General features: G+C 57.0%; 14 protein-coding genes and 1 riboswitch. Of the genes, 2 read left to right on the top strand and 12 right to left on the bottom strand.

Annotated elements, in window-relative coordinates; genetic code table 11:
- Position 1: 1 nt before the first annotated feature.
- The 7 genes from moaD to OB87_RS04490 all read right to left on the bottom strand — a co-directional run bounded on the left by moaD (position 2) and on the right by OB87_RS04490 (position 5342).
- Positions 2–247: a molybdopterin synthase sulfur carrier subunit gene (gene moaD, locus OB87_RS04515; RefSeq protein WP_033568248.1), complete on the bottom strand. Its 246-nt coding sequence runs from the start codon at positions 245–247 to the stop codon at positions 2–4.
- Positions 244–726 (bottom strand): cyclic pyranopterin monophosphate synthase MoaC, encoded by a 483-nt coding sequence (moaC, locus tag OB87_RS04510; RefSeq protein ID WP_033568247.1) that lies wholly within the window; start codon positions 724–726, stop codon positions 244–246. The genes moaD and moaC overlap by 4 nt, the downstream gene beginning before the upstream one ends.
- A 6-nt stretch (positions 727–732) precedes the next feature.
- A complete protein-coding gene (moaB, locus tag OB87_RS04505) occupies positions 733–1245 on the bottom strand; it encodes a molybdenum cofactor biosynthesis protein B (protein ID WP_033568246.1) in 513 nt (170 codons plus the stop codon).
- Between the two features lie 46 nt (positions 1246–1291).
- Entirely contained in the window at positions 1292–2281 is a 990-nt protein-coding gene (gene moaA / locus OB87_RS04500) for a GTP 3',8-cyclase MoaA (RefSeq protein ID WP_033568245.1), read from the bottom strand.
- A riboswitch (molybdenum cofactor riboswitch) is annotated at positions 2269–2412 on the bottom strand. Its footprint overlaps the gene before it by 13 nt.
- Positions 2413–2723: 311 nt before the next feature.
- Positions 2724–2864 carry a DUF2474 domain-containing protein gene (locus tag OB87_RS20980; RefSeq protein ID WP_268745828.1) on the bottom strand — a complete coding sequence of 47 codons (141 nt, stop codon included), beginning with the start codon at positions 2862–2864 and terminating at the stop codon, positions 2724–2726.
- Positions 2865–2917: 53 nt separating this feature from the next.
- A complete protein-coding gene (cydB, locus tag OB87_RS04495) occupies positions 2918–3925 on the bottom strand; it encodes a cytochrome d ubiquinol oxidase subunit II (RefSeq protein ID WP_033568244.1) in 1008 nt (335 codons plus the stop codon).
- 1 nt (position 3926) lies between these two features.
- Positions 3927–5342, bottom strand: coding sequence for a cytochrome ubiquinol oxidase subunit I (locus OB87_RS04490; protein WP_033568243.1), 1416 nt, complete (start codon positions 5340–5342; stop codon positions 3927–3929).
- Positions 5343–5958: 616 nt separating this feature from the next.
- Here OB87_RS04490 and OB87_RS04485 point away from each other — a divergent pair.
- A complete protein-coding gene (locus tag OB87_RS04485) occupies positions 5959–6879 on the top strand; it encodes a gluconeogenesis factor YvcK family protein (protein ID WP_033568242.1) in 921 nt (306 codons plus the stop codon).
- A 67-nt stretch (positions 6880–6946) separates the two neighbouring features.
- On the opposite strand, the gene uvrB is transcribed toward OB87_RS04485, so the two are convergent.
- The 5 genes from uvrB to bioB all read right to left on the bottom strand — a co-directional run bounded on the left by uvrB (position 6947) and on the right by bioB (position 13325).
- Positions 6947–8959: an excinuclease ABC subunit UvrB gene (uvrB, locus tag OB87_RS04480; protein WP_033568241.1), complete on the bottom strand. Its 2013-nt coding sequence runs from the start codon at positions 8957–8959 to the stop codon at positions 6947–6949.
- Positions 8960–9690: 731 nt separating this feature from the next.
- Positions 9691–10371 (bottom strand): dethiobiotin synthase, encoded by a 681-nt coding sequence (bioD, locus tag OB87_RS04475; protein WP_033568240.1) that lies wholly within the window; start codon positions 10369–10371, stop codon positions 9691–9693.
- On the bottom strand, positions 10364–11146 hold the full coding sequence (gene bioC / locus OB87_RS04470) for a malonyl-ACP O-methyltransferase BioC (protein WP_050515634.1): 783 nt from the start codon (positions 11144–11146) through the stop codon (positions 10364–10366). Before bioC ends, bioD begins: the two co-directional genes overlap by 8 nt.
- Positions 11133–12287 (bottom strand): 8-amino-7-oxononanoate synthase, encoded by a 1155-nt coding sequence (bioF, locus tag OB87_RS04465; RefSeq protein WP_033568239.1) that lies wholly within the window; start codon positions 12285–12287, stop codon positions 11133–11135. Before bioF ends, bioC begins: the two co-directional genes overlap by 14 nt.
- Entirely contained in the window at positions 12288–13325 is a 1038-nt protein-coding gene (bioB, locus tag OB87_RS04460; protein ID WP_033568459.1) for a biotin synthase BioB, read from the bottom strand.
- A gap of 89 nt (positions 13326–13414) precedes the next feature.
- Here bioB and bioA point away from each other — a divergent pair, with 89 nt between their 5' ends.
- On the top strand, positions 13415–14707 hold the full coding sequence (bioA, locus tag OB87_RS04455; protein ID WP_033568458.1) for an adenosylmethionine--8-amino-7-oxononanoate transaminase: 1293 nt from the start codon (positions 13415–13417) through the stop codon (positions 14705–14707).
- The last annotated feature ends 271 nt before the right edge of the window (positions 14708–14978 follow it).

Below are 14978 nucleotides of genomic sequence, written 5' to 3'. Positions count from 1 at the left end.
TTCACCCTCCGGTCACGGGCGGGAAAAACGCCACTTCGTCACCGTCGACCAACGGGTGCGACATCGCCACCAGCGACTGATTCACCGCCGCCAGCAATTTACCGTCTTCCAGCGCCAGCGCCCAACGGTCGCTCTGCGCGCACAGCGCCTGCCGCAATGACGCCACGTCCTGATACTCCGCTGGCAGCGAGAGCCGATCGGTGCCGGTCAGTTCCCGTACCTGCGCAAAAAACAGCACCGTAATCATGACGCCTCCGCCCTGAAATCACCGGATTTACCGCCGCTTTTCGCCAGCAACCGCACCGGGCCGATCACCATGTCTTTCTGCACCGCCTTGCACATGTCGTAAATGGTCAGCGCCGCCACCGAGGCAGCGGTCAGCGCTTCCATTTCCACACCGGTCTTGCCGGTCAGTCGGCACAGGGATTCAATCCGCACCCGGTTGTGCTCGGGCTGGGCTTCCAGCTCCACCGCCACTTTGCTCAACAACAGCGGATGGCACAGTGGGATCAGTTCCCAGGTGCGCTTGGCAGCCTGGATACCCGCGATGCGCGCGGTGGCGAAGACGTCGCCTTTGTGGTGGCGGCCTTCAATGATCATTGCCAGGGTTTGCGGTGCCATTTCCACAAAGGCTTCGGCGCGCGCTTCGCGCACCGTGTCCGCCTTGTCGGAAACATCCACCATCGCCGCTTCACCGGCTGCGTTAATGTGGGTCAGTTGTGACATAGCCGCTTACTTTTTCAAATGAGGATAGAGGTTACAGGGTTTCTGGCACGCATCCAGTTGCTCACGGATAATGCGCTCCCAGGCGGTGTGGCAGGCCTTGGTCGAGCCCGGCACGCCGAAAATCGCCGTCTGGTTAGCCAGCCCGGCAATGGCGCGGGACTGAATAGTGGCGGTGCCGATCTCTTCATACGACACCATGCGGAACAGTTCGCCAAATCCGTCGATTTCCCGGTCGAACAGCACCCGGACAGCCTCTGGCACCAGGTCGCCTGGCGTAAAACCGGTGCCGCCGTTGATCAGGATAACCTGTACATCGTCGCTGGCTATCCAGGCAGAAACCTGCGCGCGGATCTGGTACAGGTTTTCGCTGACAATCGCGCTGCCTGCCAGTTGATGCCCGTCATGCTGCAACGCTTCACGCAGATAATCGCCGGACGTATCGTCGGCGGCGGTACGGCGCGACGACACCGTCATCACCGCCACACGCAAAGGAACAAATTCGCTGCTGACCTTGCTCATAACTACTCCTTACCGGTATTGCTTCATACCGTATTGCGCGGCCTGTTCAGCCGCCGATAAAGGACAGATTCGGGGTAATGCCGCTGTTGCCGTCGTGCAGGAAATGCGACTGCCGCTTGCTGCTCAGACCACCGGAAATACGCAGTTTTAGCGCCTCCTGCTGGTCGTCATCCGTCAGCAAATCGCGCAACGGAATGCCCTGCTCGCCGAACAGGCACAGGTGCAAATTGCCGATGGCCGACACCCGTAGCCGATTGCAGTTCTGACAAAAGTCTTTTTCATACGGCATGATCAACCCCACCTCACCCTGATAATCCGGGTGCGAGAACACCTGCGCCGGGCCGTCGCTGCGCGCCCGCACCTGCTGTTGCCAACCTTGTTGCAACAACCGTTCGCGGATCACCTGACCGGACACATGGTGACGGCGGAACATCGCCCGCCCTTCGCCGGTTTCCATCAGTTCAATAAAACGCAGTTGGATCGGCCGGGTGCGGATCCAGTCGAGAAAGGTGTGCAGGCTACTGTCGTTGACATCACGCATCAGCACGGTATTGACTTTCACCCGGCGAAATCCGTTGGCGAAGGCGGCATCGATGCCGTCCATCACCTGACGAAATTTGTCCTGCCCGGTAATGGCGTGAAACTGTCGGGCATCCAGGCTGTCGACGCTGACGTTAAGCGCCGTCAGCCCGGCCTCGCGCCAGCTCGCCACATCCCGCGCCAGCCGGTAACCGTTGGTGGTGACCGCCAGCGTGCGGATCGCCGGGTTTTCGCGGATAGCGGCAATGATGTCGACAAAATCCCGGCGCAGCGACGGCTCGCCACCGGTCAGGCGCACTTTTTCGGTGCCCAGCGAGGCAAACGCGCGGCCGACGCGGCGGATTTCATCCAGCGACAGAAAACGATGGGGCGTCGCACCGTTCGGCTGGTAGCCGTCCGGCAGACAATAGGTACAGCGGAAATTACAGACGTCCGTTATCGACAGGCGCAAATAGTAAAACTTGCGCGCAAACGCATCGGTCAGTTGACTCACCATAAACACCTTTCCAAATACGGGAGATGCGGGCATTTCTACCCTGCACCCTGGTGGCCATCGGCCACGGCCAGGGAACCGTATTCTCGCTTGCGCGCGAACTTAGGCTCCGGGGCTAGGAGTTTGATTTTCCGGCGTCGCTTCACCGACGCCGAACAACCGTGATTGCTTCATGAAGTCTATCGCCAAATCAGGTTATCCGTCACTGAAAATGCGGTATATAAACCTGTATATAGCGGATTTTATTCACTATTTTCGCGCTAAGCATAGCGGAAATCTACGCCGCTTTCCTGACCTGAGTCATAGGATGACGTTTATCCTTTACCTCTCTGGGGGTAAAACACACGACATAAACCGGTTTTCCCGGTTAACGGAACATGCCCACCGGACAACCGGCAGGCATAGGGTGCGGATAAAAAATACGGCAGATACTACGGCAAATAAATCAGTGCGTTTTCAACCCTGCGGCGGTCATCAGCAAGCGAAACAGCGTCGCGACCACACCAAGCGCCAACACACTGGCGCTCCATAACATCACCATCCACAGTAACCGCCGCCACAACGGCCGTACCGGCACTGACGATATCGCCTGGTTCAGGGCCCTTTCCCTGCCAACGGGTTTTATGAGAAACCGTTTCATCAGTGGTAGCCCTCATCCGGTCGAATTTTCCCCCGGAAGACGTAGTAACTCCAGAAGGTGTACCCCAGGATCACTGGGATTATCAGCAGCGCTCCCACCAGCATGAACCCTTGACTCTGCGGCGGTGCGGCCGCGTCCCATAGCGTCAGCGACGGTGGAATGATCATCGGCCACAAGCTGATGCCAAGCCCGGTGAAACCGAGAAAAATCAACGCCAGCGTCAGCAAAAACGGAGAGTAATGCGCATGGCGGCGCACACCGTGTACGATCCCCGCCGCACAGGCCACCACCAATAATGGAACCGGCAGAAAATAAAATAGATTCGGCAGCGAAAACCAGCGCTGTTTGACCGCCGGATGCGCCAGCGGCGTCCACAGACTAATCACCACGATCACCACCAGTAACGCCACCACCAGCGACGGTGCCAGCGCGGACATATGGCGATGCAACCCCTGTCCAGTTTTCATAATCAACCAGGTGCACCCCAGCAGCGCATACGCCACCACCAGTCCGACACCACAAAACAGTGAAAACGGCGTCAACCAGCCGAATACCGGGCCGGAAAAATGGCGATCGGTCACCTCAAAGCCGTTAAGCACCGCACCGACGGTCACCCCCTGAAAGAAGGTGGCGACCAGCGAGCCCCACATAAAAGCACGATCCCAGAACGGGCGGTGCGACGGCGTCGCCTTAAAGCGAAACTCAAAAGCGACCCCACGGAAGATCAACCCGACCAGCATCAATGTCAGCGGAATAGTCAGCGCATCCACAATCACGGCATAAGCCAGCGGGAACGCACCAAACAACCCGGCACCACCCAGCACCAGCCAGGTTTCATTGCCATCCCATACCGGTGCAACGGTGTTGACCATCAGGTCCCGATCGGCGGCATGGCGATGAAAGGGAAACAAGATGCCAATGCCCAGATCAAAACCGTCCATCACGATGTACATCAGCGTGGCGAAGATGATGATGGCGAACCAGATGACAGAAAGTTCGATACCCACGTTATTTCCCCTCTTCCAGCATTTCCGAGACGGCGGACAACGGGCGCGCAGGCGTAGACGACTGTCCCGGCCCACCAACCGGTGTGTCATCGTTTTCTCCTGCTTGCGGTCCCTTCTTGATCAGCCGCACCAGATAGACATACCCGACACCAAACACCGACAGATACACCACGATAAACAGCAACAAACTGATGCTCATGTGCAGGTCACCGTGTGCGGATACCGCGTCACGGGTACGCTGCAAACCGTAAACCACCCACGGCTGGCGACCCACTTCGGTGGTAAACCACCCTGCCAGAATGGCGATCAACCCTGATGGCCCCATCAGCAAGGTGAACCACAAAAACGGCCGTGACTGATACAACCGGCGACGCCAACGCAGCCACAAACCGATAGCGCCCAACAGAATCATCAGCATTCCCAGCCCCACCATGATGCGAAACGACCAGAACACCACCGTCGAATTGGGGCGTTCGTCTTTTGGGAAACTTTTCAATGCGGGCACCTGCTTATCCAGGCTGTGAGTCAGGATAAGGCTGCCCAGATAAGGAATTTCCAGTGCGTAACGGGTGGTTTCACGTGCCATATCCGGCCAGCCCACCAGGATCAACGGCGTCGGTTCACCAGGTGGGTTATCCCAGTGGCCTTCTATCGCGGCAATTTTGGCTGGCTGGTATTTCAGCGTATTCAGGCCATGCATATCCCCCAGCAGCGCCTGAAAGGGGGCGACAATCAGCGCCATCCAGAGCGCCATCGACAACATTTTACGAATCGCCGCCGTATCGTTGCGCCGTAGCAAATGCCAGGCGGCAGACGCGCCGACAAAGAAGGCGCTGGCAAGAAACGCCGCCGTCGCCATGTGCATCAGCCGGTACGGAAATGACGGGTTGAAGATCACCGCCAGCCAGTCCACCGGCACCACCACGCCGTTATGGATTTCGTGGCCCTGCGGGGTCTGCATCCAGCTGTTGGACGCAAGGATCCAGAACGTGGAAATGATGGTGCCAAGCGCCACCATGCAGGTGGCGAAGAAGTGCAACCCCGGCCCTACCCGCTGCCAGCCAAACAGCATGACGCCAAGGAAACCGGCTTCCAGAAAAAAGGCGGTCAGCACCTCGTAGGTCAGCAACGGGCCGGTGATACTGCCAGCAAACTGGGAGAATCCGCTCCAGTTGGTGCCAAACTGATAAGCCATCACCAGGCCAGACACCACGCCCATGCCAAAATTGACGGCAAAGATTTTCGACCAGAAATGGTAGAGATCGCGGTAGTCGCGGTTATGGGTTTTCAGCCATAACCCTTCCAGCACCGCCAGAAAACTGGCCAGCCCGATAGTGATGGCGGGAAAAATGATATGGAAGGATACCGTAAACGCAAACTGGATCCTTGCCAGATGAAATGCATCGAGTCCGAACATGTCTTACCTCTGGACTGCAAGCAGCCCTGCTATCGATTTACTCGTCGACTGGGCGCGGGCCGGAATGGGAGCTATCACGATGCGAACCAAACGACAGAGCGCCAGCCGTACTCACGGGTGGCGTAATGCCACCGGCAGGGATCTTAAAATGGGCAGGAATAAATGGATATAAACAGTCTGTATTATTTACGCCATAACAGTTAGTGTTATAACAGCATAATAATACTGTGAGTAATTTTTATTAATCGATAAAAAAAATAGAAAATGAATAAATTAAAGTCATTTAAAAACAAATAAATAAAATAAAAAATGAGAAATATAACAGCAAAATAAATCATATCCACCATCAAATAACAATACTCAAAAATCCGTCCATAACTCATTAATAATAATCGGCTAATCGCGGATATCCGCTGAAAAAATTATCCCTCGTCGGACTGCTTTCTGATGAATCACCGGATGTTTTCTACACTGCCACATACCGCTTTTTTACGACAGAATGAACAGCCGGTCACCATGCCGTAAAATTTCTAGCGGCGCTGATGCTGCTTCAGGCCAAGATGTGATATATATCCGCTACTTTTTTAGGGTAGGCAGCCGGAAGATAAGGGTAATTATGGGGAATCGCACATTGGCGGAGCTGGATCGTGTTGTGGCGCTGGGCGGTGGTCACGGACTGGGGCGCGTTATGTCGTCGCTCTCCTTTCTCGGATCACGACTGACCGGTATCGTCACCACCACCGATAATGGCGGCTCCACCGGGCGAATTCGCCGTTCAGAGGGCGGTATTGCCTGGGGCGACACCCGTAACTGCCTGAATCAGTTGATCACCTCTCCTAGCGTAGCGTCAGCGATGTTTGAGTACCGCTTCAGCGGTAACGGCGAACTGTCCGGCCACAATCTTGGTAATCTGATGCTCAAAGCGATGGATCACCTCAGTGTGCGCCCATTGGAAGCCATCAATCTGATCCGCAATCTGCTCAAGGTGGACGCTCGGCTGATTCCAATGTCAGAACAACCGGTAGACCTGATGGCGATTGATACCCAGGGCAATCCGGTGTATGGCGAAGTGGCGGTAGACCAGCTCGCCACCCTACCGCAGGATTTGATGCTTTACCCGGCCGCTCCCGCCACACAGGAGGCGCTGGCGGCCATTGCCGAGGCGGACTTGATCCTGATCGGTCCTGGCAGCTTTCTCACCAGCCTGATGCCACCGTTACTGCTCACCGATCTGGCGCAATCGCTGCATGACGCCCGTGCTCCGGTGGTGTACATCGGTAATCTGGGGGTCGAACAGAGTCAAATCGCTACCCGTCTGACACTGGCGCAAAAACTACAGCTTATCGAAAGTAAAATTGACCGGCGCATTATTGACGCCGTGGTGGTCGCTCCCCAAACAGACACCGGCGAGGTGGCTGACCGTCTGATTATCCAGCAACCGCTGGCAGCGCAGGACGTGCCGCACCACCATGACCGCGCACTGTTGCGCGCCGCTCTGGAGCAGGCAGTGCAGTCTCTGGGGCTGTGCCCGGTCTGAGATTCACTCTCTGAGCTACGGCGTATGCGCCATGCCCCAGCAGCACTCGACTCTCACGCCAGTATCATCATGACGCGGCGATAAACTGTTCGCGCAGCGCGTGGATCTCGTCGCGCAGGCGGGCGGCTTCCTCGAATTCCAGATTCTGCGCATGGGCCAGCATCTGACTTTCCAGCTCGCGGATTTTTTGATCCAGCGCTTTGGGTGACAGCTGTTGGTAATGCGCCGCCGGTTCGGCCGCTTTTTTGCCGCGCCCTTTGCCCCGGCCGTTAGTCGGTTGACCAATTTGCAGGATGTCACCAATCTTCTTGTTAAGGCCCTGCGGCACAATGCCGTGTTGCTCGTTGTATGCCTGCTGTTTCTCGCGACGGCGCTGCGTCTCATTCATGGCGCGTTCCATCGACGGCGTAATCTTGTCGGCATACAAAATCGCCTTACCGTTGAGGTTACGCGCCGCCCGGCCGATGGTCTGAATCAGCGATCGTTCCGAACGCAGGAACCCTTCTTTATCGGCATCCAGAATCGCCACCAGCGATACCTCTGGCATGTCCAGACCTTCACGCAGCAGGTTGATGCCCACCAGCACGTCGAACTCGCCCAGACGCAAATCGCGGATAATCTCCACCCGCTCGACGGTATCAATATCAGAGTGCAGATAGCGCACCCGCTCGCCGTGCTCTTCCAGATATTCGGTCAGGTCTTCCGCCATTCGCTTGGTCAGGGTCGTGACCAGCACGCGCTCATTGATAACAGCGCGTTTGCGAATTTCCGACAGCAAATCATCCACCTGAGTCGTCACAGGGCGGACCTCCAGTTCCGGGTCCAGCAGGCCGGTCGGCCGCACTACCTGGTCGATCACCTCGCCGCCGGATTTTTCCAGCTCGTAATTACCCGGCGTCGCCGACACATAGATGGTCTGCGGTGCCAGCGCTTCGAACTCCTCGAACTTCATCGGCCGATTGTCCAGCGCTGACGGCAGGCGAAAGCCATACTCCACCAGCGTTTCCTTGCGCGCCCGGTCACCGCGGTACATCCCGCCTAACTGCGGAATGGTGACGTGGGATTCGTCGATCACCAGCAGGCCATCGGCTGGCAGATAATCGAACAACGTCGGCGGCGGTTCGCCCGGCCCGCGGCCAGACAGAAAGCGGGAGTAGTTTTCAATGCCGGAGCAATAGCCCAGCTCATTCATCATCTCCAGATCGAAGGTGGTGCGCTGCGCCAGACGCTGCTCTTCCAGTAACTTGTTGCCAGCAAGCAGCACCTGACGTCGCTCCGCCAGTTCAACCTTGATCTCTTCCATCGCTTGTAGGATGCGTTCGCGCGGCGTGACGTAGTGAGTTTTGGGGTAGATGGTGTAACGCGGCACCGTCTGCACAATCTGTCCGGTGAGTGGGTCGAACAGCGATAACCGCTCCACTTCTTCGTCGAACAGTTCCACCCGCAGGGCGATATCTTCAGACTCCGCCGGGAAAATATCGATGATCTCGCCGCGCACGCGAAAGTTGCCGCGAGAAAACGCCTGATCGTTGCGGGTGTACTGCAATTCCGCCAGCCGCCGCAGGATGGCACGCTGGTCGATCAGCATTCCCTGCGTCAGGTGCAGCATCATCTTTAAATACAAGTCTGGGTCGCCCAAGCCGTAAATGGCGGACACTGATGCCACCACCACCACGTCACGCCGCTCCAGCAATGCTTTGGTGGCGGACAGCCGCATTTGTTCGATGTGTTCGTTGACCGAGGCATCCTTCTCGATGAAGGTGTCCGAACTCGGCACATAGGCTTCGGGCTGGTAGTAGTCGTAGTAAGAGACGAAATATTCCACCGCATTATCCGGAAAAAACGCTTTCATCTCGCCATATAACTGCGCCGCCAACGTCTTGTTGGGGGCCAGCAGCATGGTCGGCCGGTTGAGGTCGGCGATCACGTTGGCGATGGTGAAGGTTTTACCGGACCCCGTTACCCCCAGCAGCGTCTGGTGCGCCAGCCCGTCTTCCAGCCCTTCTTCCAGGCGGCGTATCGCCTCGGGCTGGTCGCCAGCAGGTTTAAAATCAGAATGCAGTTTGAACGCTTTACTCATGGATACGATACCCGGATAAAAAACGGTGGAATCACGCAACGGACATCAACAGGTTAGACCGATGTCGCCGACAGGGAGAGACACAATCTAGTATGAAAATCCCCGGTCAGATTTACCAGCCACATATTACTGGATATAAAAACAGCATCAAGCGATTCTTAACCATTGACAGCCCCCCCAGGTGGTCTGATTGGCTAGCACAGAGTGATACCGCGAATCCAGAAAAAAATGACGTATTTATCCCCAGAAAAACTATTTCTCAAATTATCTGCTACGACCAGTGCCGGGGATTTATTCAAACACATCGCGCTGCAACAAAAGTGACTTGCTTTTAATTAATCATTTGATTTTAAATCGTTTTATAAAAAAGCGGAGATTAGCATCAAACCAGGCGCAACCCGCGCCAGCTCTTGGCTAGCGCGTTTTTTCTAACCCTAATACACACAGTTATCCACAGAAATAGTGGATAACTCCCACAAGCGCCCGTGCCTCCTGTATTGGCGTGTTTTGCAGCCTTTTCCCGTCACGCAAGCGCCAGACGCTTTTAAACAAGATTTCCGTGTTTGACCCGGCGATCATTATAAAAAAAAGTGCTAAATGACACCGACTTAGCAAGAAGAAAAACTGCTGACCCAGTGGATTCAGCAGTGGTTTTCAAGATGGTTTTCTCTATCAATTTCAACCAGAAGACGGGGAAAAGCCACGATTCATGCAACATTCGCTCAGAATCGTTAACCTCTCAGTAAAGTGATGTTTAAGTAATCACCGATATCCTGCTGAATTGGTTCGGATAAGTAAGGGATCTCCCCTAGCAGGGGGGCCGGAAGTCGTGCCTGCAACGTTTGCAGATAGGCGTGATGGTGACGACCAGGCGGCTGCACAACGTTGGCGACCCAGCCTGCCAGCCGCAAACCGGCTTGCTGCACCGCCTGCGCCGTCAACATCGCATGGTTGATACACCCCAGCTTCACCCCGACCACCAGAATCACCGGCAGCGCTTCTTGTTGTACCCAATCGGCGAAGGTCTGCTGCGTGGACAGTGGCGTAAACCAGCCGCCTGCCCCTTCGACCAGCACCCAGTCCGCCTGACGCTCCAGTTCACGCAAACCGCCGCTAAGGGTGGAAAACGTAATCGGCCGCTGCTCGGCAGCGCTGACGATGTGAGGCGACGTCGGTTCCAGAAACGCCAGCGGATTGACCGTTTCATAGGGCAGCGCCACGCTACTGTTGGCTTGTAACAGCAGTGCGTCGCTGTTACGAATGCCATCCGGCGTCACGTCACAACCGGAAGCCACCGGCTTATACCCGGCGGTACGGTATCCGGCGCGGCGAGCGGCCTGTAACAGCGCCACACTGGCGACAGTTTTGCCGACTTCAGTGTCGGTTCCGGTAACGAACCAGCGTTCAGTCACGATAAATCACTCCAAATACACGTTGATACGTCAGGGGATAACCCTGCGGATGATGACTGTAGTGCGTGGTCAGTTCGGTCAATTGTCGACGGCTCAGGCCGCCGTGTTCACGGCCGTCACGCAGCCAGGTCGCCCCGACCCCTTTGACCGAGCGCATCAGGCTCAGCACATCAGGGAAGTAACTGGTTACCGGTGCCAGCGAGACATCGGCATGGTAGCGACGGAAGGAGGAGACGAGCGCCTCCAGCGACATAAAACGGTTAATGCGCCGCGAACCGTCCAGTTGCTGCCAGGCCGTATCCAGCTCAGCCAGCGTGCCTTCCGCCAGGGTACAGACGGCAATCGTCCCACCCGGTCGGGTGACCCGGTACAATTCAGCCAGCCCGGCATCAAAATCGTCGCACCACTGCATCGCCATGTTGCTAAAGCTGATATCCACGCTGCCATCCGCTAACGGCAGATGTTCGATATCACCTTGTAGGTAGTGCGTCGCCACCTGTCGCTGCCGCGCTATCGCCAGCATCTCTGTCGATAAATCCAGCGCCGTCACCTGTTTTCCGTTCGCCTGCCAGCGGGCACTGAAATAACCGGTGCCGCACCCGGCATCCAGTACTTCGCAACCAGCATGGTCGCCGATCAACGCCATCAGCTGTTCCCCACTTTCACGTTGCAGGGCGGCAAAGCGGTCGTAATAGCTCGCCGCCCGACCGAAAGCACGGGCAATTTCCTGTTTATGAGGCGGATGTAACATCGAGAAAGCGTTACCCGGCGTCATACAGCACCTCCAGCAGCCGGTCGATGTCCTCTGGCTGATGACTGGCAGTTAATGTAATACGCAGGCGTGCGGTGCCCGGCGGCACAGTAGGTGGCCGTATCGCGTTCACCCACAGCCCTTGGGTACGCAGTTGCTGCGCCAATGCCAGCGCCCAGGCGTTATCGCCGATGATCAGCGGCTGGATAGCGCTCTCTGACGCCAGCAGACGGAACGGCAGCCCGGCCGCACCGTCGCGGAAACGGCGAACGGTCTGCACCAGCGCGGTACGTCGTTCGTCGCCGTCCGCACTGCGAACGACCGCCAGCGCCGCGTCCATCGCGCACGCCTGCGCTGGTGGCATAGCGGTGCTGTAAATCAGGTGACGGGCGAACTGCAACAGGTATTCTGCCACCGGCTGGCTACACAACACCGCCGCCCCGCTGACGCCAAATGCTTTGCCAAACGTCACAATCAGCAATTCGGGTTTTACCCCTTGCTGCCAGCTACAACCGCGCCCCTGTTCCCCGACAGTGCCGATGCCGTGGGCGTCATCCACCATCAGCCAGGCACCCTGCTCGCGACAGCGTGTATGCAACGCCGCCAGCGGTGCGGTATCGCCATCCATGCTGAACACCCCTTCGGTGACCACCAGTGTCTGGCCGCTGACCGGTTTTTCCAGCAACTGCTGCAACGAATCCGGCTGATTATGGTGAAAACGGCGTAACGTCGCGGGCGACAAGCTGGCCGCTTCCAGTAATGAGGCATGACTGAGGCGATCCGCCAGAATACGGTCCCCCTCCGTCAGCAGCGCCGTCACCACCGCCTGATTGGCGGCAAACCCGGAAATCATCAACAGCGCCCGGTCGTACCCCAGCCAGTCCGCCAGTTGCTGTTCCAGTTGCTCATGCGCATTGGTATACCCGGTCACATGGCCGGAGCCACCGCTGCCCACGCCGTAACGGTCTGCGCCCTGCTGCCAGGCGCGCACAATCGCCGGGTGCTGACTCAGCCCCAGATAGTCGTTACAGGAGAAATTGAGATAACGCCGTTGCTCACGCACCAGCCAGCGACCGCTGCCGCCGTCATTGGGCTGGCGAACCCGGTAGGCATCCTCCGCCTTTCGTTGCGCCAGCGCCTGATCGATCCGTTGCTGCCAGCTCATTCACACCGCCGCGTTGTAGTATTGCTCAGTATCGGTATGCAGCAATTGCTCGGTCAGATGCTGCTGTTGCTGGTTGTCGCCGTATTCGGTTTGGGTTTGCTGCGGGTTAAGCCCCAGTTTGCCAAACAGCAGCAGATCCTTGTCTTCTTTCGGGTTGGGCGTGGTCAGCAGTTTGCAGCCGTAAAAAATCGAATTGGCACCGGCCATGAAACACATCGCCTGCGTCTGTTCGCTCATTTGCTCGCGTCCGGCTGACAAACGCACGTAGGACGTCGGCATCATGATACGCGCCACCGCGATGGTGCGGATAAAATCGAACGGATCCACATCCTCGGTTTCCGCCAGCGGCGTCCCCTTCACCTTCACCAGCATGTTGATCGGTACGCTTTCCGGTGGCGTCGGCAGATTCGCCAGTTGCACCAGCAATCCGGCGCGGTCGCGCACCGTTTCCCCCAGGCCGACAATGCCGCCGGAGCAGACCTTGATGCCCGCACCACGCACTTTATCCAGCGTATCCAGCCGTTCCTGATAAGTACGGGTGGTGATGATGTTGCCGTAAAACTCCGGTGACGTATCCAGGTTGTGGTTGTAGAAATCAAGCCCAGCCGCCGCCAGCCGTTCAGCCTGATCGCCATGCAGCGTGCCCAACGTCATGCAGGTTTCCATGCCCATCTCTTTTACGCCGCGCACCATCGACTCCAGGTACGGCATGTCACGCTCGTGAGGGTTTTTCCACGCCGCCCCCATACAGAAACGGGTAGATCCGGCGGCTTTGGCCTGCCGGGCAGAATCCAGCACCTGCTCAACCTGCATCAGCCGTTCGGTTTCAATGCCGGTACGGTAGCGGGCGCTTTGCGGGCAATATTTACAGTCTTCCGGGCAGGCACCGGTTTTGATGGATAACAGCGTACTGACCTGCACCTGACGGGGATCAAAGTGCTGGCGGTGCACCTGTTGCGCTTCAAACATCAGTTCCAGAAACGGCTTATCGAACAGGGCCTGCGCCTGTTCCAATGTCCAGTTTACGCGTTCGGTCATCATCATTGCTCCGGGTAAAAAAGTCTCGCCAGTGTAATTTATGTGGGTATACTGTCAACCAAATTGAGATCCGATTGGTTTACATCAGTATGCATCAGGATGACCTGAACTTCGACCAGCGCCATATCTGGCACCCCTATACGTCCATGACCGCTCCCCTGCCTTGCTACCCGGTGATCGCCGCCAGCGGTTATCAGTTGCAACTGGCTGACGGCCGCCAACTGGTGGACGGTATGTCTTCATGGTGGGCGGCCATTCACGGTTACAATCATCCGCGGCTGAACCAGGCGCTGACAGACCAACTGACGCAGATGTCACACGTGATGTTCGGCGGTATTACCCATCCGGCGGCGGTGGCGTTGTGCCGCCAACTGGTGGCGATGACTCCGGACGCGCTGGAGTGCGTGTTTCTGGCAGATTCCGGCTCGGTGGCGGTGGAAGTGGCGATGAAGATGGCGCTGCAATACTGGCAAGCGCGTGGGGAACGTCGGCAACGTTTCCTGACGCTACGTCACGGTTATCATGGCGACACCTTTGGTGCCATGTCGGTGTGCGATCCAGATAATTCGATGCACAGCCTTTATCAGGGATATTTGCCGCCGCATCTGTTTGCCGACGCGCCGCGCGTCGGTTTTGACCAGCGCTGGCAGCCGCAAGACATCACCACCTTCAGCGCATTGCTGCAACAGCATCAGCGTGACATCGCGGCCGTGATCCTGGAGCCGATCGTGCAGGGCGCGGGCGGTATGCGCTTTTATCATCCGGAGTACCTGCGGCAGGTCCGCCAGTTATGCGATCAGCACGGCATCTTGCTGATTGCCGACGAAATCGCCACCGGGTTTGGCCGCACCGGACGCCTGTTCGCCTGTGAGCACGCCGAGGTGACGCCGGATATTCTGTGTCTTGGCAAAGCGCTGACCGGTGGTTATATGACACTTTCCGCCACGCTGACCACCCGCGCGGTGGCGGAAACCATCAGCAATGGTGAAGCCGGGTGTTTCATGCACGGCCCGACGTTTATGGGCAACCCACTGGCGTGCGCCGTGGCCCATGCCAGCCTGACACTGCTGGCGGAAAATCACTGGCAGACGCAGGTCGCCGCCATTGAGGCGCAGTTGCGTCAGGCGTTGCTGCCGCTCAGGGAGGCACCGATCGTTGCCGACGTGCGGGTGTTGGGTGCCATTGGAGTGGTGGAGACGCGCCAGCCGGTCAATATGGCGCGTCTGCAACGGTTCTTTGTCGAACGGGGCGTGTGGATCCGGCCATTCGGCAAGCTTATCTATCTCATGCCACCTTTTATTATTGAGCCACCGGCATTAGCGCAATTGACTCACGCTATCGCTGATGCCGTCAGCGGCCAGCATAACGCGCTTTTTCTTTGAGAATAACGTTCTGCGTACTTGCCTGAGAATATGCAATAACAGGCAAGCACGCTTCAAAAAATAATAATCAAAAATCCAGCATGACTATTACTTATACCCAAAATAATTCGAGTTGCAGGACAACACGCTCGCGTGTTGAACAACGCAACGCGTTGGCCCTTTAGGGCGAGGCTCAGGGATGGGCCGAGTAATAAAGTCAACGCACCTGCAACGTGAAGTATGACGGGTATAAATATTTTTTGGTGTTTTCATGAGGGTGTACGTAATTCTG

The sequence above is a fragment of the Dickeya undicola genome, from assembly GCF_000784735.1.
In the GTDB taxonomy this organism is placed as follows: Bacteria; Pseudomonadota; Gammaproteobacteria; order Enterobacterales; family Enterobacteriaceae; genus Dickeya; species Dickeya undicola.
This window is presented reverse-complemented; position numbering and strand designations above follow the sequence as displayed.

What these genes read in the sequence shown, in the direction of transcription:
- moaD (WP_033568248.1), bottom strand. Translation starts at nt 247, where the DNA reads ATGATTACGGTGCTGTTTTTTGCGCAGGTACGGGAACTGACCGGCACC.
- moaC (WP_033568247.1), bottom strand. Translation starts at nt 726, where the DNA reads ATGTCACAACTGACCCACATTAACGCAGCCGGTGAAGCGGCGATGGTG.
- moaB (WP_033568246.1), bottom strand. Translation starts at nt 1,245, where the DNA reads ATGAGCAAGGTCAGCAGCGAATTTGTTCCTTTGCGTGTGGCGGTGATG.
- moaA (WP_033568245.1), bottom strand. Translation starts at nt 2,281, where the DNA reads ATGGTGAGTCAACTGACCGATGCGTTTGCGCGCAAGTTTTACTATTTG.
- OB87_RS04490 (WP_033568243.1), bottom strand. Translation starts at nt 5,342, where the DNA reads ATGTTCGGACTCGATGCATTTCATCTGGCAAGGATCCAGTTTGCGTTT.
- OB87_RS04485 (WP_033568242.1), top strand. Translation starts at nt 5,959, where the DNA reads ATGGGGAATCGCACATTGGCGGAGCTGGATCGTGTTGTGGCGCTGGGC.
- uvrB (WP_033568241.1), bottom strand. Translation starts at nt 8,959, where the DNA reads ATGAGTAAAGCGTTCAAACTGCATTCTGATTTTAAACCTGCTGGCGAC.
- bioC (WP_050515634.1), bottom strand. Translation starts at nt 11,146, where the DNA reads ATGACGCCGGGTAACGCTTTCTCGATGTTACATCCGCCTCATAAACAG.
- bioF (WP_033568239.1), bottom strand. Translation starts at nt 12,287, where the DNA reads ATGAGCTGGCAGCAACGGATCGATCAGGCGCTGGCGCAACGAAAGGCG.
- bioB (WP_033568459.1), bottom strand. Translation starts at nt 13,325, where the DNA reads ATGACCGAACGCGTAAACTGGACATTGGAACAGGCGCAGGCCCTGTTC.
- bioA (WP_033568458.1), top strand. Translation starts at nt 13,415, where the DNA reads ATGCATCAGGATGACCTGAACTTCGACCAGCGCCATATCTGGCACCCC.